This is a genomic window from Infirmifilum tikiterense (genome assembly GCF_054696565.1).
On the sequence record NZ_CP182482.1, the window covers coordinates 62,422 to 81,374 of the forward strand.

Sequence of the window (18,953 nt, forward strand, 5' to 3'; positions counted from 1 at the left end):
GACTCGTTGCAGGTCGTCCAGATAGGCCCCTTGACTGTGAGGGTCTGGGACGCGATGGGGGTTGCTGGAGCAGTGCTACTAGCTCTCGGCGCCGCGATCATGATGAAGATGATGCTTTCAAGGAAGACTGTTGCATTCTACATCCTTGGATTCGCCCTCGCCGCCTATTTGAAGCTGAGCCTCCTGGCGATAGCGCTCATCGCCGGCTCCATAATATTCGCCCTCTACCTGTTCACGCACAGAGAAGTGCTCGAGGGGATGACCTCGACATCCACCGCGCCACCCACAGGCAAGGCAACGGCTAAGGACTTCCTCCGCTGGTTCGGAGTCTCGTGGTTTATCCAGTCCCCCTGGAACTACGCGAGAATGATGGGCACGGGCTTTGCTCACGGAATGCTGGAGGTGGAGAAGAGGCTTCGCAAGGATCCCGAGGAGCTGAAATCTTGGATGCGCCTACACAACGAGTTCTACAACACCGAGCCGCACCTCCACAACGCGATCTACGGAATGGTGATCTCGCTGGAGGAGCAGGGCGCAGACCAGGACACGATACGCGGCATCAAGACAGCTCTCATGGGGCCGTTCGCCGGACTAGGCGACTCGATGATTTGGTTCATTCTGCTGCCCATAGCCTTCCTTCTCGGGGCGTCGCTGGGCGTGAACGGCAACATCCTGGGGCCGATCGTCGCGCTGCTGATCTGGATACCTGTATCCTGGGCTGTGAAGTACTACACCCTCGTGTACGGCTACAAGTACGGTTTATCCTTGGCTGAGGTTCTGAAGGGCGACGTGCTGAAGGTCTTCAGAGAAGCTATCATGGGCTTCGCTATGGCCATAATCGGGGGCATTACAGCAACCTACGTGAGGGCTACAACACCAATAGTCCTAGCGTCATACCACGGGCAGGCCATAAAGCTCCAGCCTGTCCTAGACCAGCTGATGCCGTCCCTGCTACCGCTCCTCTTCACACTGTTCACGTACTGGCTCATCAAGAACAAAGGCTACAGCTACGGCAAAGCCGTGATAGTGCTGTTCCTAGTAGCCTTCATACTTGCGTTGCTGGGCATCCTCGGGTAGCGAACTAAATTTAAACTATTTTTTCCCCAATTATCTTTCTCACAGCCTCAATTACGCCGCTTCCGTACTCTCCGTTAGTCACGAGGTCTGCCGCTTCCTTGACCTTCTCGTCCGCGTTAGCCACAGCCACGCGCGTCCAAGCCTGCTGGAACAGCGGCAGGTCTGAAGCGCTGTCGCCTATTGCGACAACACGGATACCGCTCCAGCCCGTCAGTCTGAGCAGCCTAGCAAGCCCCACACCCTTGTCGAGCCCCTTAGGCGCAAAGACGTAGGTCCTGGAGCCAACCTTCTTCAGCTCAAGGGAGGCTTCCCCAAGCCCCGAGGCCACCTTTTCAGCAATCTTCAACGAGTCCTGGTCGAAGTAGTAGAGCACCTCCCCCCTGTTCACCGAGGGTACTTCTCGGGAAATCCTTTCGAGGATCCTACCCCAAACCCTCGGCTTGAAGACCACCACCTCCCCGGGTGAAAGGTAAACCACTGACCCCAGCTCAAGAACCATCGCGTCGAAGATGCCTAGAGTCACGAACGCCTCGATGTCCGATAGCGGGCGCGCGGTAGCTAAAGCAAGCTTAAAGCCGCTCCTCTGCTTAAGCGAGCTCAGCGACTCAACAATGCTCGGATCAGCTTTCTCGTTTTCCCTGGCGAGAGTCCCATCATAATCCACAACAAATAACAGCTCACCCACAATCCTCGCCATGAATACGCTTCGCGGGAACTATTTATTGTCTATTTCTAATGAGAAGATAATGTCAGCACGCGGAAGTGGTTTAAATTTGCAGGATGGCTGTGAAGTGGGAGTCACTTGGCGCAGCCTCCCTCCACGCGGTTCCGAGCGCGACCATCGCCAAACCACCCACTACGTGCGCATTAGCCTTCTCGACGATGCTGACTAGCGCCTTCAGTGTTCTACCACTCCGGAACAGGTCATCGGCTATTAGAACCCTGTCCCCGCTTCTCAGCAGGTCGGCGGGGAGGTAGAGGTGGACGTAGGAGGGCGGATCCCTCAGGAACAGGCCCGCCTCGAGGTACCTGAGCGTCGGGCTCTCGCGCTCCCTCCTCGCGGCTGCCAGCTTAGCGCCTAGGAAGGAGGCCGTCAGAGTAGCTAGGGGTATACCGTTAGTTGCCGCTGTTACCACGGCGTCCACCCTGCTCCTGAAAAGCGTGAAGGCAACCGAGGCCGCGAGCTCCAAGAGCTGGGTGTTGTAAGCTATTAGCGGGACGTTCACGACGCCCTGGGAGTCGACCTCCACCGCCTTTCTGAAAGCCTGCGCGACGAGTCCACTGCGGTAGATTACCTCGAGTATGGTGTAAGCTTTCTCGGGCGAGGGGAGGACTACGCCGCTGAGGTAGCGGCTAAGGTCGACGGGCGAGATCTCAATCCCCGAGGCGTAGAGAGTGTCGAGTATTTGGCGCGGCTGAACGTAAGAGCGCAGGGCGCGGAGCGCCTTCTGGCACGCAACCTGCGCAACGGCCTCATCGATGCGGCGAGTCTGCATATTATCAGAGTAAAGCTAATGTCTTATAAAATTTTCTTTTTAAAATAAAGATAAATTTATAAAGTCATGCAAACATGCTTCGCACGTGACGGGGAAAGCACAGGTTAAGAGACGAGTTACCTGGGCCCACATAGTGTCGTTCGTCCTGGCGACTGCTATCGCGTACGTCCTCGCAGTCCTGTCCTCGCTCATATTCCCCGTACTCGGCGCTCCGGGAGTTTCCGCGCTGTACGTTGCGACAGCCGTCTACGTTCCTCTAGGTGTCTGGATGGGGATGTGGGGGGCGCTGGCCGGCTATTTCAGCTGCTTCTTCCTGGGTCTGTACCCCAGCGGGTACACCGTCATTCAGTCCGCTATATGGTCTTTCGCTGACTTCATCGAGGCGTTTATCCCTGCTCTGATTTTCAGGCTTCTCAGAGTAGACCCTAACTTTGCCGTTAAGCGCGGGAAGGCGGCTAAACTGTTCCCAGTCTTTGTATCGCTGGGTTCGATTATACTTATACTGGGCATCGTGGTGCAGGTGCTCTGGGGGGCCTTAGGGGAACCTTTCACGACCTTCTACGTCGGGAGCGTCTACACTGGCTTGGCGCTAGCTGTAGTGGGCATCGTTCTGGGGCTCCTTGTAGGCGACGCTAAAACCTGGGGAGCGTATACGGCGGGGATCATACTGACGGCTTTGCTCTCTGGCATCTGGGGGGCAGGTACGCTCACGGTCTTCAACTTTCCGCCGCCGCTGCCCGCTGAGCTGTTCTGGCCCGTCTTCACGGGGTGGGTTATCGGGGACCTTATAGTACTCTCGGTGCTCTCAACACCAATACTAACAGCACTAACGCCTATCTTCAAGCGAACAGGGCTGTACGTTGAGGGTTGGTGGAGCTAGAGGATGCCAACCATACTTGAGGAGCTAGTAGGAGTGAGAGCGAACCCCACGGTCTACAGCAGGCTAGACGGCTCTGTGAAGATACTGGTACCGCTTTTTATATCCCTTGACGTCATCTTTGTGCGGGACCTACTCTCAGCTTCTCTCCTAGTTCTGGTATCGCTGGGGTTCGCTATTCTAGCCGGTGTTCCGTTAAGGTTCCTGAAGTCCTACATGCTCCTAGTCTCCAGCCTTTCAGTCTTCATCGTCCTCTCATTCGTCCTCTTCACTCAGGTCCCCGGAAAACCGCTGTTCTCGGCTACCCTGCTGAGCCTGAGGGCGGAAAGAGGGGTCTGGGAGTGGAGGCTCGTGGTCACCGACGCTGCTCTATCTAAAGCCGCCTTCTTCATCGCCCGCATTCTCGCGATGATCCTCGTAGCGACAATATTCGTGGCAACGGTCTCGGACAGGGATGTTGTGTGGGGTCTCCGCCGCCTCGGCCTGCCGGCGGGGCTAGCGGTCTCCGCGTCTCTCTTCTTCAGGGGTCTGAGCTTCTTTGTCTCCGACTTCTACACCGTTCGGGAGGCAATGATGGCTAGGGGCGTTGACTTCGAGAGGACTAGCCTGGCGAGGCGATTCCTGCTTTACGCCAACGCGCTGATCCCCCTGCTTTCACTGATGGTGACCAGGAGCCTGGAGATATCGCTGGCCCTAGAGTCCAGGGGCATCGCCCCCTCCACGAGGTTCACCACAAGGTACCATCGCCGCGGGTTAACGCGGTTGGACTTAGCAATCCTCGCCGTAGCTGTAACCGCTACGGTGTTATTCGCGTGGTGGTCCCTATGCTCGTAGCGGAGGTTAAGGATCTCTACTGGAGGTACCGAGGCTCGAAGGAGCCAGCTCTGAGAGGCATTACCCTAGAGGTTAGGGATGGAGAGTTCCTGGCTATCACCGGGCCGAGCGGCTCTGGGAAAACCACTCTGATCCTAGCCCTCACGGGCATAGTCCCTCAGAGGGTGCCGGGGGAGTTCAGCGGCAAAGTACTGGTTCTCGGACGCGACAATGCGACGACTGATGTTTCCGAGCTGGCGAGGGACGTCGGCGTAGTGTTCGAGGACCCCGAGATTCAGTTCGTGATGAGCACAGTTGAGGACGAGATAGTCCTAGGGTTAGAGCCCCTCGGTCTGGACGAGGGTGAGGTGAAGGAAAGGCTGCGCTGGGCCCTGGGCCTCGTAGGACTGGACGAGTCTTTTCTGCAGCGCACTCCGAACCAGCTGTCGGGGGGTGAGAAGCAGCGCGTAGCTATAGCTTCTGCTGTCGCCAGGATGCCGAGGCTACTGCTCCTCGACGAGCCGACCTCCGACCTAGACCCAGCAGGCAAGGAGGAGGTGGTCTCGGCCATCAGGAGGCTGAGGGACGAGTACAGAGCCACCATCGTCATGGTGGAGCACGAGCCCGAGCTGATCGAGGAGTTCGCTGACAGGCTGGTGGTGATCGATGGCGGAAGGGTGGTGCTGGAGGGTAGCCCGAGCGAGGTCTACGAGCTGGGTGAAGCCGCGAAGCGGCACGCTGCCTACCCCCCTGAGCACGTCGAGCTGGCGGAGAGGCTGAAGGTCAGCCCCCCGCGGCTCGACCAGCTCATAAAGGCGGCGCGAGAAGGAGCGGTGAGCATCCAACCTATCTGCGACTCCGTACCCCCCTTGAGCTATCAGAGAGAGGTCGTGGCCTCAGTCAAGGACGTCTGGTTCTCCTACACGAAGGGTATTGACGTCCTCAGGGGGGTCAGCCTCGAGCTACGCGCGGGCGAGCTAGTCGCCCTCATGGGCCCGAACGGGAGCGGCAAAACTACGCTCTCGAAGATCATCGCAGGCCTCCTGAAGCCCAGGAGAGGAACAGTCATCGTCGACGGGGTTAGCATCGACAAATACACGCGCCTAGAGCTTGCGGCGAAGGTCGCCTACATCTACCAGAACCCGCAGCACCAGATTTTCAACCCAACCGTGTGGGACGAGGTCTCGTTCGGGTGGAGGATCCGGGGCGTGCCCGAAGAGGTCTACTCGGAGAGAGTTCGGGAGGCGTTGGAGCTCTTCGGGCTTAGTGGGCTTGAAGGCGAGCACCCCTTCTTCCTCAGCAAGGGTGAGAAAAGGAGGCTCGCGATAGCCAGCGTATACACACTGGAGCCCAAGCTCCTAATAGTCGACGAGCCGACAACGGGGCAGGACAGGAGGCTCAGCGAGCAGCTGATGGCCACCTTCAAGTCCTTCGCGGAGCGCGGTAAATCTGTTCTCGTAGTGACCCACAACGTGAACCTAGTGCTGAAGTACGCTGACAGGCTCGTAGTTATGGTCTCTGGCAGGGTTGTTGCTGACGGGCACCCAAAGGTGGTGCTGAGCGACGACTCCGTGGTCAGGGAGGCGAGGCTGAGGCAGCCCGCAGAAATAAGGGTGTGCAAGGAGGCCGGCCTCAGCCCTCTTCCGGGCTACACGCATCGACCTCCATAGCTCTCTCTAGCCCCTTCTTTCTCCTCTCGTAAACCTCTTCAAGCCATCTCTCGTACCAGGAGGCTTTCAGCACAGCCCCCCGCAGCTCCTCCAAGCTCTTCAAGCTCCGCCCGAGGTGCTCTCCTATCCTCCCCCGCTCGTAGCCAAACCCGTTGAACAGAAGGCACTGCCTCTCGCTCCAGTCCCCCGGCTGGTCCATCCCCGGGAAGTACTCTAGCGCCATAGCCTTGAAGGCCTCCGGTGTCGTGACACCTGCAATGGTCTTGCCGGCGTCGACCCCGGCGGGACCTATGTCGGGGCCGTAGAGGGGCATGTCGTAGTTGTTCGAAGCCAGCGCGGCGTAATCCTGGATGGCGAAGAAGAAGGGCGCGACCCCCCTCTTCTCGAGAAACTCACCCACAGCACGCGCCCCCTGCTCGGAGATAAAGCCGTATATAACGGCTCTCTCGAGCTGAGCGCCCTGGAACCCTGCCACATCGAGGGTGAGGCTGAGAGCCTGGATGAGCGTTCTCCCGGTTGCAATAGTGTCGGCGACTACTAGGGTCTTCTCGCCGCCTGACAGCTCGCTAACCTGAGCGTTTACCACGTGCGGCTGCGCATCTGCGTGCTTCTCCCCCGCACCTCCGGCGTAGGCAACCCGGAGGAACTGCTTCTTCAAGTCGAAGCCGAACTCCTGGAGAGCGACGTCCAGCCTGTAGCCCTGCGAGCCTCTTAGAACGTGGACGAAGACGACGGGAAGAGACCCCTGCTCCAGCTGCTTTAAGTAGCCGGCCACGAGGCGTGCAGGGCTCATGCTGAGAGAGTCCAGCTCCCTGCCGACGATCTCCGGACTGCTTGCAATGAGGGCCCCTTCACGGGAGTGGACGATGAAGGCCTCACCAGGTACCTCCAGCCGCACTCTTATAACCCCAGCCTCCCTGCTACCGTAAACGGTTTCTCCCTCGAGCAGGCGAAGGCCAACCTTCTCGGCGAAACCCGCTACGTTTAGCCTCGACATGAGCCACGCTCAAAGCCTTTGGAGGAGCTAGCTTTTTAAGCTTAGCTTTCTTCCCGAGAAAAAGGCTACTCCAAAACAATCTTCGCCTTGAAGGCCTGGTCCTCCTCCGACAGCTGGAAGGCGACGATTCCCTTGTACGCGCTCAAGTCGATCGTACTCCTCCCCTTGCTGATGCTGATTGTGTCCTCCTCGGCCCCACTCGGCGGGAGGCTGAAGTCGTAGGTGAACACCCTGAGGGTGTTGTCCTTGCCGCTGCTAAGCAGCAGCTTCGGGGCCCTGTAGCCGTACAGCGGGATCCCTCCCCAAGCCATGTCGAGAACCTGGGAGCCGGAGACGGTGAAGTAAACGGGAGGATGGTTGCCGAGAAGCGCCTCAGCCCTGAGCGCCAGCACCTCCTTCCAGCCCGCGTCCAGGGGCCCCGCGTCGAGCGCACCGTAGTTGGCGGTCGTGGAGGATCCAAGGTATATTACACCCCCCGCGTTTTCAATGGAGGTGACTCGCGCACCGAAAGCCCCGACAATTCGCGCAGATGGAGGGGTGATGTAGACGAGGACGCTTGGGCCGACTATAGTGTTCATGGCGCGCGCCATCTCCCTCTCCTCCTCATTTCTCGGGTAAAGGACGCCGTGCGTGAACGCGTTGAAAGCCACTAGTACGCCGCCCCCGAACGGCACAGCTGAAGTGCGTAGAGGCCCGTAGCCCGAGAGGCCGAAGTCGAACAGGCGCAGAAACGACATGCCCTCACCGCTGAGCGGGTTGCCTACGAGTACACCCCCTCTCACGAAGTGGAAGTATTTCCCGTAGGCCGATATAGCTGGCCCACTCATCGTGAAAAAGGCGGGCCGCGAGTCGACGCTCGCGGCGGAGTAGTCTACGCCGAAGTACTCCCACTTCCCGCTGATCAGGTCCAGGCACTGGACAGCCTCGACCCCTCTTCTCCAGTCCCGCATGACGTCGAAGCACGCGTAGTCGGATAGGAGAGCCCCCTTGAGGGAGGGGTTCTCGCTTATCTTCTCCGCCCTACCGCCCCTTCTAGGCAGAGCGTAGACGCCGAGGTTCCTGTGCCCGTCGGCGCGGGAGAGGAGAAGCCTGTCGTTCACGGGGTCGAATATGATGTTGGATACCTCGCCAGCCCACTCCGACTCGTGCCCAATGCCCTCCTTCCACAGGAGCCTTACGCGGCCCTCGCTCACGCTGTACTCGTGGACGTGGCTGAACTTGTCGTAGAAGTATATGAGCCCACCCCTGCCGACTCTCCCGGCATACCTAGCTGGCGCGTGAACCCAACCGCCGAAGTAGATCGAGTCGTCAGCCACGTCAACGGCGTTGTACGTGTCACCGCCGCTCGTAGGCAGGCTACCCACCTGCTCGAACCTGTAGACCTTCTCGCAATTGTCTCTAATGAAGTGGGCTTCAGCCTCGAAAGCCACCGTGAAGTACAGGACTCCCTTGTAGTACTTGAGGCCGAAGACCCCTCCACTGCCCCATTCGGGTCCGTAGCGGGGCGGGAACGTGTGTACGTTTTTCACAAGATTAAGCTCAGCCCCCTCTTTTTATCCTTAATTACTTACTCACCGCTGTTAAACCGCACCCAAAGCCTCCCAGTAAACAGAACACAGCATCGAAGTAAATTATATTAGCTTTTCCTGGAATATTTTTAACTGTATGCAGAGGCGTTACAAGTGGTTCGTGGTGCTGTTCTTCTTCGCCTTTCTCACAGTACACGAGGCAGACCGCTTCATAATATCGGCGGTCGCCCCTCAGGTCAAGGAAGAGTTCAACGTGACCTACGGGCAGCTAGGCCTGGCGTTCTCGCTCACTGTTCTCGTAGCGGCTGTGCTGTACCCGGTCTGGGGTTACCTCTACGACAGGTACTCGAGGAAGATTCTCGCCGGCCTCGCCGCGCTAATCTGGGGTTTCACAACAATCTTTAACGCGCTCAGCAGGACGTTCAGCCAGTTCTTCGCCACGAGGCTTGCAACCGGCATAGACGACGCGGCGCCGCCGGGCATATACAGCCTAGTTGCGGACTACTTCGAGCCCTACGACAGGGGCAAGGCCATGGGGCTCTTGAACGCGACAGGGCCCCTTGGAGCGATAATAGGCTCGATACTGGCGTTGAGCCTGGTTGGGGCGGGGATGTCTTGGAGAAGCGCTTTCTTCATAACGGGGCCCATAGGAGTGGTCATCGGGATCCTCACGATACTTCTGGTGAAGGACGTCCCTCGCGGAAGCTCGGAGCCTGAGCTGGAGGGGTTGCTCGTGGAGGATATCTACAAGGCTAGGCTCTCCGACCTTTCGAAGCTGCTGCGTATCAGGTCGCTGCTCCTCCTATACCTGCAGGGGTTCTGGGGAGTTTTTCCGTGGAACGCGATAACATTCTGGATAATCACTTACATGGAAGTTGAGAGGGGCTTCACACCGGACTTCGTCATGGTGGTGATGGTCCTGTGGCTTGTGGCTATGACCGCTGGGAACATAGTCGCCGGCTACCTGGGAGACCGGCTCTTCAGGGTTACGAAGCGGGGAAGAGCGCTCCTCGGCGCGGTCGTTGTCCTGTTTTCGGCTATCCTGATATACCTGACCATGAACGCCACGGCGACCGAGGAGTTCCTCATATTCGGCTTGCTGACGGCTTTCGAGATACCTATGGCTGGGCCAAACGTTGTTGCCATGATAACCGACGTAACCGAGCCCGAGCTGAGGGCCAGCGCTACGGGCTACCTCAGGTTCTTCGAGAACATAGGGAGCGCGGTTTCCCCGGCTCTAACGGGCTTCATGGCGGAAGGGCTCTCGCTGGGGGCAGCTATAACGATCGTGAGCGCGTCGACGTGGCTCCTGTGCTTCGTCTTCTTCACCCTGCTAGCCATCGTGATACCCAAGGACATAGACAGGCTTCGGAGAATCATAAGGGAGAGGGCCGACCAGCTGAAGAGGTGAGGCGGGTGTTCCCGAAGGGCTTCATGTGGGGTGTCTCGCTCGCGGGCTTCCAGTTCGAGATGGGGAATCCAGCCGGCGAGGCGCTGGACCCAAACACAGACTGGTTCGCATGGGTGCACGACAGGTCAAACATCGAGAGGGGCATAGTCAGCGGGGACCTACCGGAGAACGGCATAGACTACTGGCACAGGTTCCGGGAAGACCACGACATCGCTAAATCACTTGCGATGAATGCCTACAGGCTCAACGTCGAGTGGAGCCGCGTGTTCCCGAAGCCCACCTTCAGCGTGGAGGTCGGGGTAACGCGCGACGACAGGCTCATCAGGGAGGTGGAGATAGACGAAGACGACCTAGCCAGGCTCGACGAGCTCGCTAACAAGAGCACTGTAGAACACTACCGGGAGGTTGTAACGGACCTGCGCGAGAAAGGGTTCTACGTGATCATGAACCTCGTACACTTCACGCTCCCCCTGTGGATCCACGACCCCCTCACGGCCAGGGCAACCAAGCTCAAGAAGGGTCCAACAGGGTACGCCGACCCGAGGTTCCCGGTCGAGTTCGCGAAGTTCGCCGCCTACGCGGCTTGGAAGTTCGGGGACCTTATCGACATGTGGTCAACGTTCAACGAGCCCAGCGTTGTGGCGGAGGCCGGCTTCCTCTTCAAGAACGGAAAGTTCCCGCCCGGGCTCTTCAGCCTAGACGGGTACAAGAGGGCCCTGATTAACATAGCGCAGGCCCACGTGGCCGCCTACAGCCTCATCAGGAAGTTCGACCGGAAGAGAGCATACCCAAGTAGCCCCGCCGAAGCCTTCGTGGGGATAATACACAACATGATACCCTTCCACCCGCTGCGCACCAACAACAGGCGGGACGCCTTAGCGGCTAGCTTCTCAGACCACCTCCACAACCGCTGGGTGCTCAACGCGATTATACGCGGGTGGGTGGACTCGGACATTGACATGAAGCAGGAGCCGAGCGAGGTTTTCGAGTCATACAAGAACAAAGCCGACTGGATAGGCGTCAACTACTACACGAGGCAGGTCGTAAGGGGGAGGCTCAGCCCCATCGGGTTGCTGGCGGGGCTCCCGGCTTACCCGGAGATGGTTAAAGGCTACGGCAACGAGTGCGAACCCCGCTCCAAGAGCCTCGCGGGGAGGCCGACGAGCGACTTCGGGTGGGAGGTATACCCTGAGGGGCTCCCGGAGGTTCTGGACATAGCCTTCGAGTACGGCCGGCCTGTTTTGATCACCGAGAACGGGATAGCGGACCGGGAGGACAGGCTGAGGCCTCACTACGTGGCGCTACACCTGAAGGTGCTCGAAGCCTACATCGAGCAGAGGAAGCCGGACCTGAGAGGCTACCTGCACTGGGCTTTAACGGACAACTACGAGTGGGCGGACGGGTTCAGGATGAGGTTCGGCCTCTACGCCGTGGACCTCGAGACCAAGAGGAGGTTGAAGCGCCCCAGCGCCGACGTGTTGGCTACGATAATAAGGGAGGGAACGGTGCCCGACGAGTACGTTAGAAAGGCGCTCAGCGCCGTTGAAGGCGTTAAGGTCGCCTTGTAAGCCTCACGAAGTTTCTGCCCATTCTTTTCTCCACCGCCACAAGGCCCATGGACTCCAGCTTCCTGACGTGCCTCCAGACGGTTGTTGTAGGGAGTCCCACCAGGCTTGTAAGCTCAGACTGGAAGAGACCCCCGCCGCTCTGCTTGAGGAGGTTGAGTATCTGCGCGTCCACCTCCGATAGCCCCTCCTCGGATCCCCTCCTCCTCACGACGAGGAGCACGGCCAGCACCGCCAGCGCCACGATCGCCGCGGCGGCGTAGAGGAGCACGCTTGGAGCCTGCTGCGCTCCCCCGGCTTGGCCCTGAGTGGACGGCTTTACCTCGGGTGCGCCCGTGGCTGGAGGCGTGGTCTGGGCTCCGGATGGGGCTTGAGGGCTAGGTGTGGGCGGCTTTATGGCCGGAGGGAGAACGTAGGCCACGACGACGGGTCCAGGGGGGTATGTGAGGACCACGCTCTGCCCCTCTGCTGTGATGCTCGTCGGCACCACGTACAGCGCCGACAGCGTGGCGTTGGGGGGCAGCTTCACCGTTGCCGGGAGAGGGGTTGTGAAGTTGATGATCCACCTGCCGGAGATCTTCGAGACGATGGTGGAGGTGTAGTAGTCCACGGTAACTTGGCTGGAGTCCAGCGCCACGATGGTCATCAAGCCTGCCGTCTCGTTTACGGCGTAGGGCAGAGTGTCTCCCTTCTCGTTACGCACCAGTATCAGCAAACTGGGGTCGGGTAAGCCGACCAGGCCCAGGTCCACCGAGGCTGAGCCGTTCGTCGGGAAGGTGTAGACAACGTGCGCGGTGCCGTCTGCGAGAACCTCCACTCTGACGAGACCGGAGGGCTGGCATAAGGCGCTAGAGGCTATGAGCGCCACAACGAGGGCGAACGCGAACAGCGAGGCACGCCTCACGCATCTCTTCACGTCGCGCCACATATAATAGGTTTATTCGCCCGCTTGCCCGGAGCTCACCTCCCCCCTGGGCTTGTAGCCGCTCCTCTTGAGGTTCTCCACGGCTTTGACCGCCGCGCGCCTAAGCTCCTCCGCCTTCTCCTCGGGCAGGGCGTCGTAGGTGAAAACCCAGCCGCCCCACTCTATCCCCGCGGGGTACTTTAGCTTGTCCGCGCTCCTGTGGACGGGGTAGAACTCCACGTGCATGTGGAAACCCTCGTAGCCTCTGCAGGGCTTCTGGTGGAAAACCATCATGTAGGGCAGGCTGAAGCCGAACAGGGCGTTGTACGTTGCTGTTACAACCTTCAGCGCGTCGGCCAGCAGGGCCTTCTCCTCTGGTTCGAGCCCCGTGAGGCTTTCGACGTGCCTCCGCGGGTAGACGTGGACCTCGTACGGCCACATCGCGAAGAACGGGAGGAACGCGGTGAAGGCGCGGTTCTCGTAGACAAGGCGCGCCCCCTCCTTACGCTCCAGCTCCAGGATGTCGCAGATCAGGCATCCACCGCGTTCGGCTCTGTGCTGCCTCATCATCTCGTACTCGCGCTTAACCCTAGGGGGGACGAAGGGCAGAACGTACACCTGGGAGTGCGGGTGGGTAAGCGAGACGCCGATGACCTCCCCCTTGTTCCTGAAGGGGAGGACGTACTCGATCCTGCTATCCCTGCACTCCTCCTCCGTCAAGCTCGCCAGGAGCTCGACGTACTTAACGAGGTTGCTGAAGGGCACAGTGTCAAGGTCCCCCGTGTGCTCGGGCGTCTCGACGACGACCTTGGCGGCGCCGTAGGCCTCCTCCACGCGGTAGAAGCCCACACCCTCGCGCGACTTGCGGGCGTCTCTCTTCAAGGCCGGGTACTTGTTGTCGAGGACGATGACGTCCCACCCGTAACCCGTCTCCTCAGCCCCGGGGCAAAACGGGCACTTCTCCACTGCGCGCCAGGGCCTCACAGCCCTCCTGCTGGACACTATGACCCAGCACCCCAGCAGGGGGTTCCACCTGAGCTCGTTGAACCCCTCGGACACGAAGGTTTAAGCAGCGCTAATGCGTATATTTGTTGTGAAACCACAGGAGATGCTGCTCAGCCGCATCCCCGGAAGCCCCCTCCTCGTGTCCTCGGCTCCAGGACGCGTGGATTTCCTCAACACGCACCAGGACTACAAGGGCTTACCCGTTGTCCCCATAGCTGTGAACCTCAGGACCTACGTTGCAGTGCTCGAAGAGTCGGAGAACTTCGAGGTTGAAAGCCTGAACCTTCTGGAGGAGGGTCGAGAGCACAGGGACAGTTTCCCGCCGCGGGCCCCACCCCTGCTACCCGGGAAGTGGTGGGGCAACTACCTCAGAGCGTGCGTCGCGGCGCTAGAGCAGAGGCTTGGCGTCAGGTTAAGCCGGGGCTTCAGGGCCGTGATCTACAGCGAGGTCCCCGTGGGGTCGGGGCTGTCGAGTAGCGCGGCGTTGGAGGTCGCGTTCCTAAAGGCCGTTGACTCCTTCTTCAACCTGGGACTGCCCACAGAGGAGCTGGCTGAAACCGCTTTCTACGCAGAGAACACGGTCGCCGGGATACCCTGCGGCAGGTTGGATCAGTACGCCTCAGCCTACGGCGGAGCGATACTGCTCTACCCCAGGCCCCCAGTCAGGGTTGAGAGGCTGAGCATCGGTTCACTGGACTTCGTCGTCGTGGACTCCGGGATAAGGCACAGCGTCGCGGACATCCACCCCAGGAGGCAGGCTGAGCTCAACCAGGCCCTGTCGATTCTACTCTCGCAGCGCGACTTGCCCAGCTCACTCAGATCGAAGCTGAGACCGGACTTCTCGCAGACTCTGTGGGAGGAGGTGAGCTTCAGCGAGGTGGAGCCTTTCCTCAAACGCCTCCCAGACCACCTCGCGCGGCGGGTAGCGTTCACGCTGCTCATGCACGAGTCGACGATGCGCGTCATAAGTAGCCTCAAGCGGGGCTCTGCTAGCCTCGACATGCTAGCCAGGGAGGTCAACCTCCAGCACGAGCTACTGAGAGACTACTACGACGTGAGCCTCCCGGAGCTCGAGAAGATGCGCGAAGCCATGCTGAGCTCAGGGGCCCTTGCCGTCAAGCTGAGCGGGGCCGGTCTCGGGGGAAGCCTCTTCGCGCTGACAAGGGGGGAGGAGCGCGAGAAAGCCAAGGTCATCGAGGGCGCGGTGAGGGCCGGCGCCAGGAAGGGTTGGTCGCTGAAGCCAGACGAGGGCGCCAGGGTTGAGAAGGCTAACTGAAGCAGCCGTAAGCTCCAGCGAGGTCGGGGTACCCGCAGCGCGTGAGGGCGGCGCAAACCGCGTAGTTCAGCTTCCCCTTGAGCTGCTTCTGCCTTATAGCTGCCTCGTACAGCAGCCCGGCAAGCCCGCAATCCTCCCGAGTCAGCTCCTTGACGACTTCATCCAACTTCTCCCTAGCCGCATCGATGCGGCCTTTGCCTACCATCGCGTCAGCCAGTAGGATGCGGAGGTAGTAGTGATCCTGCTTTAAGCCCTTACTGGATGCATACTTCATAGCTTCAAGTATGCTTTTCTCCGCCTCATCGTACTGCCCCAGGTTGAGGTAAGCTATGCCCTGAAGCCTGGCGATACTGTACTCAGCTTCCTCGTCTAGCGGCTTAATGCCGCTCAAGGTTTTGAGAGCGAGCTCGGGCAGGAGGCGGCTCACCTGGAGCTCCGCGAGCTTTAAGCTGAGAGCCTCTCTCTCACCCCGGAGCTCCTCTGCCTCTAGCGAAGAGAGAATGCCCACAGCCTTCGAGACGAGCTCCTCAGCGACCGCTAGGCTGCCGGCGCTCTCCGCGAACCTCGCGAGGACCTCGAGCCTAAAGGCTGTGGCGTCCTTCAGTAGCTTGGACAACGTTCCGGGGCTCAGCACGGCGACAGCCTCTAGCGCTTGGAAGCTCGCCTCATCAGGGACCATGTCCAGAGCAGTCAGGGCGATGTACCTCGCAGCCCCCTTAGCGCCCATCACGGTGGACCAGGCCGCGTGGAAGGGGGACTCGGAGGCGAAGACGCTTTCATGTACGTTTGGCGGGCTAAGCGCGATCCTGCGGAAAACCTCCCTGGAAACACCGCTTCTCCAGGAGTAAAGGGATAAGGCGTCGTACCTTAGTAGCAACCTGTCCACGAAGGCTTCCTCGCTCTCGTCGGGCTCGATAAGAGGGGATGGGAAGCACCGGAAGCCGAGGGAGGCGGGGATCGCTAGCTTGTCGAGAACCTCCCTTGGAGTGATTTCCCTCAGCTTTGCCTTAGCCTCCTCGATAGAACGGGGTAGCTCGCAGCTCAAGCCCTTGAGCCTGCACAGAGACACGTAGGCCAGCGCTAGCTCCACGAAAGCAGGCCTACCCATCGACAGCCTGGCGAGCTCGCTCAGGTCCCGGTCTGAAAGCGAGACGCCATCCCAGGAGGCGAGCCTCCTCGCGACCTCCTCCAGCTCACCAAGCGTGAGCCTGCCCTCGACGTCTACCCGCGTTACACCGCCGCTCCACCCGGCCGGTACGACCGTGTACCCTCCAGGCGTGAAAACCACCTTCTTACCATGCAGCACGCCCGCGGCATCCAGCTGGCCGGCGTAGAGGGCGAAGCCGTCTTTCGACAGATCCACGAGGATTTGATACATCAGCGCCAGCTTCCCGGTGCCGGGGGGCCCTGCAAGCTCGACCCCCCTCCCAGCGTGGATGGCTGAGAGGGCCTCGTTGACGACAGAGTCCACCCCCTTCCCCCTGACCTGCTCCACGAACAGGGGCCAAACGTAGCCCAGCGCCCAGGGCAGGTCGTCGGCTTCCACTGCTAGGAGAGGGGCAGCGCCACCGCCGTCGAAGACCGCGAGCCCCTTGGAGAGCCTTTCCTTTACCTCGGTAACCACCCTCCTCCAGAGCCTTGCTCTGCCCTCAGTCAGGACGTTGTTCTCCGCGAAGTAGCTGGAGAGCTCCTCCAGCCTCGCCGCAACATCCCGGTCTATGGACGATAAGCCAAGCCCCCCTAGGAAAGTTTCCACCATTAGGGAGAGTATGCTTAGGTCCTCGCTGTCGGGACTGCAACGACCCTTAACCTCCGCGAGAACGCGGATCCTCTCCCTAATCCTCTCAGACTCCTCCTCGCCTGCCACGCTTGAGATAACTTCCTCGATCTCACTCCAGTGGCTCTGGGCGCAGGAAGCGACGTCGCACAGGCTGAAGTCCCCGCTCCTGAGCCTGTCCGCCATGCAGGTGTAATAGCCCAAAGTCCTCAGCCGTAGACATAAATTAGTGAAATTAATTAAGGTTGCTCCGCTCGAAGCTCAGCAGAACTGAGGGTCTTCGCGACGCCCCCTTCCCACTTTCCAAGCTCGATAAGCCTGCTGGACAACCTTACGAAGGTGCAGCAGTCGTTCACGCCGTTCTCAACCCAGGAGCCCGAGTTCGCGAAGATGCGGCTGTTCTCGACTAGAAGCTCCGGGACGTGAGTGTGGCCGAGAATGACCCCGTCAACCCTCCCGATCTCGGGAACGCTCTCGAGCATGTCTAGGAGCGCGTGTAGCGGCTTGCTGACCGCGATGTTGCTGAGGCTTTTTCCCCGGAGCCTGCTCCTGAAAACCCTGGCTGCGAGGCCTTGGATGAGGCCGTACCACACTTTATCCTGTAGCTTGCGCCACGAGAGGATTATCATCGGGGAGAGGAGGAAGAAAGCCGCCAAGCCGAGGAGTAGCTCGCCGCTGAGGCTCGAGACCCCGAAGGTTGCGAGTATAAGTAGGAGGATGAGCGTGGACAGGCCGGCGAAAACCCACTCGAGCGGGCCTGGAAGGTAGAACAGGGACTCGGAGAGTACGTATATGTAGCTTTGCAGCTTCCAGAGGCTCTTAACCCTTAAGAACAGGGTGTCCAGCTGGTGCCCGTGCAGGAGGAGGAACCTCCTGCCGCCGACCTTCAGGATAAAGAAGTCGGGCACCACGTAGAGGTCTCCTCTCCCCCTCCTGCTTTCGAGGCGGAGGTTCGCGATGATCCTGTCGTGGTTTCCCGCGACGTAAACTATCGTCTTGTCGGCTTTAGCGAGCTCCTTGACCGGGTCGTAGGCGCTCCTAACTATGTCTCCCACGCTGGCGTTCCAGAACTCGAAGATGTCTCCCAGTAGCACTACTAGGCTAACCTTCTCGTCGCGGCAGTACTTAGCCAGGAACTCCGCGAAGTCCTCGTACCTCGACAGGCTTCGACCGCGAAACCTCAGCCCGAGGTGCGTGTCGGAAACCACCACTGCCTCCTCGCCGTCTTGCAGCTCGACTTCAAGGATGCTTCCGACAGCGCTGTCAACTCTGCTGACCTTCATGCGCCACCGGCTTCACGGCTAAACGGTGAAATAAAATTGATGTTTTCGTTTTTCCCGAGGCGGAAAGTCCTTTTCTCGTGGGTTACCGCAGTTTTCCTAATTACCCCCCAGGGCTCATTGCTATTGAGCAAGCATGAAGCAGAAGCTGGTAGCCCTTGGGCTGATAGCGCTGCTCGTGTCGCTGATGGCAGTATCCCAGGTGCAGGCCTCAGAGGACTCTTCGGTTGAGGCACTGATAGCCAACGCTAAGAGGCTGCGGGGGATTGCTTATGAAAAGTTCTCCTATGTCGCCTCCGCCATAAACACAACGCTGTACGCGCCGAACATCTCAGAGATCGAGTCACTCCTCTTGGAAGCAGACAGCTACCTGAACACGAGCGTTCAGCTCTACACCTCCGGGAACATCACCGGGGCCAAGCTCTACGCCATCTACTCGCTTAACACATACGACACCGCTATAGAACTCATCGAGAAGCTTGCCGAGAAGGCAGGCCTGGAGCTCGAGGTCGAGGCCCCGCAGAACCGGACGGAGGTGAACATGTCCCTCCACTACAACAGGAGCGTGGCCCTAAACAAAACAGCCCTTACACTGCAGCTACAAGTCCTGAAAGCCAGGCTCAGCGGGCTCGAGTCCACGCTATCCAAGCTCAACCAGTCGCAGTACAATCTCACGTACGTGTATGCGCTTATAGCTTACGCGAAGGATATCCTCTCCCAAACCGAGGCGCAGCTGAGCAGCGGGAACATCACAGTTGCACAGCTAGCGGCCAACCTGGCTGTGGTCAAGAAGATACTCGGGCTGATCAACGCGGAACTGAACAGGGTATCGCTTCACGTTACAGTCATCAGAGCGATGAAGCTCGGGCTCCTAAAGAAGAATGAGACGTCGTTCCTCAACGCATCCCTCCTCAACCACACAGGTCCCAAGCTCAAGGAAATACGCAGCAGAACCAGGACGGGTCTCAACGAGACTGCCGCAGTGCTGAAAGAGGTTGAAAACGAGGTCAGGAACATGGCTAAGGGCTTGAACGACGCGGTCAAGCAACTGAAGGAGAAGATCAAGGAGAAGCATGGAGCCGAGAAGGAGATAAGCGCCCCGCCGACTTTCAAGCCGCCAAAGGAGAAGCCGCTTCCGCCGGGCCTCGAGAAGAAGCTCGGGGAGAACGCCGGAAGTGAAGAGAGCGGTGAGCAGCAAACCGGGCCAGGCAAGGGCCCGCGAGGTAAAGGCAAGTAAAACACTTTTTTTAACTTGAATAAACCCTTCTTTTTTACG

The 18,953-nt window shown here is 59.5% G+C and carries 16 protein-coding genes; 8 read left to right on the forward strand and 8 right to left on the reverse strand.

The genetic code is table 11. The features are described from left to right. The first annotated feature begins 6 nt into the window (after positions 1 to 6). Positions 7 to 1,077, forward strand: a complete 1,071-nt coding sequence (locus tag ACNO7C_RS00420; protein ID WP_460025067.1) for a PTS system mannose/fructose/sorbose family transporter subunit IID — start codon at positions 7 to 9, stop codon at positions 1,075 to 1,077. 10 nt (positions 1,078 to 1,087) lie between these two features. Here ACNO7C_RS00420 and ACNO7C_RS00425 read toward each other — a convergent pair whose 3' ends face one another. Both ACNO7C_RS00425 and ACNO7C_RS00430 read right to left on the reverse strand, forming a co-directional pair. Beyond that, a complete protein-coding gene (locus tag ACNO7C_RS00425; RefSeq protein ID WP_460025068.1) occupies positions 1,088 to 1,762 on the reverse strand; it encodes an HAD family hydrolase in 675 nt (224 codons plus the stop codon). 82 nt (positions 1,763 to 1,844) lie between these two features. Continuing rightward, the gene (locus tag ACNO7C_RS00430; RefSeq protein ID WP_460025069.1) at positions 1,845 to 2,573 is read right to left on the reverse strand and encodes a phosphoribosyltransferase family protein; all 729 of its coding nucleotides are present in this window, start codon (positions 2,571 to 2,573) and stop codon (positions 1,845 to 1,847) included. A gap of 85 nt (positions 2,574 to 2,658) precedes the next feature. Here ACNO7C_RS00430 and ACNO7C_RS00435 point away from each other — a divergent pair, with 85 nt between their 5' ends. Genes ACNO7C_RS00435 through ACNO7C_RS00445 form a run of 3 tightly spaced genes read left to right on the forward strand, consistent with a single transcriptional unit; the run spans position 2,659 to position 5,933 of the window. Next, positions 2,659 to 3,453, forward strand: a complete 795-nt coding sequence (locus tag ACNO7C_RS00435) for a hypothetical protein (RefSeq protein WP_460025070.1) — start codon at positions 2,659 to 2,661, stop codon at positions 3,451 to 3,453. 3 nt (positions 3,454 to 3,456) lie between these two features. Next, on the forward strand, positions 3,457 to 4,284 hold the full coding sequence (locus ACNO7C_RS00440) for an energy-coupling factor transporter transmembrane component T family protein (protein ID WP_460025071.1): 828 nt from the start codon (positions 3,457 to 3,459) through the stop codon (positions 4,282 to 4,284). Continuing rightward, positions 4,275 to 5,933 carry an ABC transporter ATP-binding protein gene (locus tag ACNO7C_RS00445; RefSeq protein ID WP_460025072.1) on the forward strand — a complete coding sequence of 553 codons (1,659 nt, stop codon included), beginning with the start codon at positions 4,275 to 4,277 and terminating at the stop codon, positions 5,931 to 5,933. The genes ACNO7C_RS00440 and ACNO7C_RS00445 overlap by 10 nt, the downstream gene beginning before the upstream one ends. Here the strand turns inward: ACNO7C_RS00445 and ACNO7C_RS00450 are convergent. Next, positions 5,896 to 6,930: a hypothetical protein gene (locus tag ACNO7C_RS00450; RefSeq protein ID WP_460025073.1), complete on the reverse strand. Its 1,035-nt coding sequence runs from the start codon at positions 6,928 to 6,930 to the stop codon at positions 5,896 to 5,898. The genes ACNO7C_RS00445 and ACNO7C_RS00450 overlap by 38 nt on opposite strands. 65 nt (positions 6,931 to 6,995) lie before the next feature. Next, positions 6,996 to 8,459 (reverse strand): DUF2139 domain-containing protein, encoded by a 1,464-nt coding sequence (locus ACNO7C_RS00455; protein WP_460025074.1) that lies wholly within the window; start codon positions 8,457 to 8,459, stop codon positions 6,996 to 6,998. 136 nt (positions 8,460 to 8,595) lie between these two features. Between ACNO7C_RS00455 and ACNO7C_RS00460 the strand changes: the two genes are divergently transcribed. Next, positions 8,596 to 9,870, forward strand: coding sequence for an MFS transporter (locus ACNO7C_RS00460; RefSeq protein WP_460025075.1), 1,275 nt, complete (start codon positions 8,596 to 8,598; stop codon positions 9,868 to 9,870). Next, positions 9,867 to 11,438, forward strand: a complete 1,572-nt coding sequence (gene bgaS, locus ACNO7C_RS00465; protein ID WP_460025076.1) for a beta-galactosidase BgaS — start codon at positions 9,867 to 9,869, stop codon at positions 11,436 to 11,438. Before ACNO7C_RS00460 ends, bgaS begins: the two co-directional genes overlap by 4 nt. On the opposite strand, the gene ACNO7C_RS00470 is transcribed toward bgaS, so the two are convergent. Next, positions 11,422 to 12,339, reverse strand: a complete 918-nt coding sequence (locus tag ACNO7C_RS00470) for a helix-turn-helix transcriptional regulator (protein ID WP_460025077.1) — start codon at positions 12,337 to 12,339, stop codon at positions 11,422 to 11,424. The genes bgaS and ACNO7C_RS00470 overlap by 17 nt on opposite strands. 33 nt (positions 12,340 to 12,372) lie before the next feature. Continuing rightward, the gene (galT, locus tag ACNO7C_RS00475) at positions 12,373 to 13,398 is read right to left on the reverse strand and encodes a galactose-1-phosphate uridylyltransferase (RefSeq protein ID WP_460025078.1); all 1,026 of its coding nucleotides are present in this window, start codon (positions 13,396 to 13,398) and stop codon (positions 12,373 to 12,375) included. Positions 13,399 to 13,432: 34 nt separating this feature from the next. Here galT and ACNO7C_RS00480 point away from each other — a divergent pair, with 34 nt between their 5' ends. Further along, positions 13,433 to 14,620: a galactokinase gene (locus tag ACNO7C_RS00480; protein WP_460025079.1), complete on the forward strand. Its 1,188-nt coding sequence runs from the start codon at positions 13,433 to 13,435 to the stop codon at positions 14,618 to 14,620. On the opposite strand, the gene ACNO7C_RS00485 is transcribed toward ACNO7C_RS00480, so the two are convergent. After that, complete coding sequence (locus ACNO7C_RS00485; RefSeq protein WP_460025080.1) at positions 14,613 to 16,583, reverse strand: hypothetical protein; 1,971 nt, start codon at positions 16,581 to 16,583, stop codon at positions 14,613 to 14,615. The two genes, ACNO7C_RS00480 and ACNO7C_RS00485, sit on opposite strands and share 8 nt — an antisense overlap. 53 nt (positions 16,584 to 16,636) lie before the next feature. After that, entirely contained in the window at positions 16,637 to 17,680 is a 1,044-nt protein-coding gene (locus ACNO7C_RS00490; RefSeq protein ID WP_460025081.1) for a UDP-2,3-diacylglucosamine diphosphatase, read from the reverse strand. Between the two features lie 133 nt (positions 17,681 to 17,813). Between ACNO7C_RS00490 and ACNO7C_RS00495 the strand changes: the two genes are divergently transcribed. Then, positions 17,814 to 18,914 (forward strand): hypothetical protein, encoded by a 1,101-nt coding sequence (locus ACNO7C_RS00495; protein WP_460025082.1) that lies wholly within the window; start codon positions 17,814 to 17,816, stop codon positions 18,912 to 18,914. Positions 18,915 to 18,953 lie beyond the last annotated feature (39 nt).

Coding starts and splice junctions, on each gene's coding strand:
- ACNO7C_RS00495 (WP_460025082.1), top strand. CDS start 17,814: ATGAAGCAGAAGCTGGTAGCCCTTGGGCTGATAGCGCTGCTCGTGTCG.
- ACNO7C_RS00485 (WP_460025080.1), bottom strand. CDS start 16,583: ATGGCGGACAGGCTCAGGAGCGGGGACTTCAGCCTGTGCGACGTCGCT.
- ACNO7C_RS00460 (WP_460025075.1), top strand. CDS start 8,596: ATGCAGAGGCGTTACAAGTGGTTCGTGGTGCTGTTCTTCTTCGCCTTT.
- ACNO7C_RS00450 (WP_460025073.1), bottom strand. CDS start 6,930: ATGTCGAGGCTAAACGTAGCGGGTTTCGCCGAGAAGGTTGGCCTTCGC.
- ACNO7C_RS00430 (WP_460025069.1), bottom strand. CDS start 2,573: ATGCAGACTCGCCGCATCGATGAGGCCGTTGCGCAGGTTGCGTGCCAG.
- ACNO7C_RS00490 (WP_460025081.1), bottom strand. CDS start 17,680: ATGAAGGTCAGCAGAGTTGACAGCGCTGTCGGAAGCATCCTTGAAGTC.
- ACNO7C_RS00445 (WP_460025072.1), top strand. CDS start 4,275: ATGCTCGTAGCGGAGGTTAAGGATCTCTACTGGAGGTACCGAGGCTCG.
- ACNO7C_RS00440 (WP_460025071.1), top strand. CDS start 3,457: ATGCCAACCATACTTGAGGAGCTAGTAGGAGTGAGAGCGAACCCCACG.